Below are 556 nucleotides of genomic sequence, written 5' to 3'. Positions count from 1 at the left end.
GCGCCTGGCCGCCTACGAGCAGATGGCCGCCGAGGCGCGCGCGAACAAGAAGCTCGACTACAACGAGATCCAGATCCCCGTGCCGCCCCGCCTGGGCGCGAAGGTCATCGAGGCGAGCCACCTGCACAAGGCCTTCGGCGACCGCGTGCTCATCGACGACCTGTCGTTCGACCTGCCCCCGAACGGCATCGTGGGCGTCATCGGCCCGAACGGCGTGGGCAAGTCCACCCTGTTCAAGATGATCATGGGCCTGGAACCGGTCGACGGCGGCACGCTCGACATCGGTGAATCCGTGGTGATCAGCTACGTAGACCAGAACCGCGAGGGCATCGACCCGAACACGAAGCTGTGGGAGGTCGTCTCCGGCGGCAACGACTTCATGATCGTGGGCGACACGGAGATCCCCAGCCGCGCCTACGTGGCCAGCTTCGGCTTCAAAGGCTCCGACCAGCAGAAGCCGGCCGGCGTGCTCTCCGGCGGCGAGCGCAACCGCCTGAACTTGGCGCTCACGCTCAAGCAGGGCGGCAACCTGCTTTTGCTCGACGAGCCCACGAGA

1 protein-coding gene is annotated in these 556 nt (G+C 66.5%); it reads left to right on the top strand.

All coding sequences use genetic code 11. The annotated features are described in order from the left end of the window. The coding region (locus F8D48_RS11500; RefSeq protein ID WP_151432176.1) for an ATP-binding cassette domain-containing protein at window positions 1–556 on the top strand (556 nt) is incomplete at both ends.

Origin of the sequence: Adlercreutzia muris (assembly GCF_008831045.1) — a bacterium.
In the GTDB taxonomy this organism is placed as follows: Bacteria; Actinomycetota; Coriobacteriia; order Coriobacteriales; family Eggerthellaceae; genus Adlercreutzia; species Adlercreutzia muris.
The sequence above is the reverse complement of the archived record's forward strand: the minus strand, read 5'-3'. Positions and strand labels throughout refer to the sequence as shown.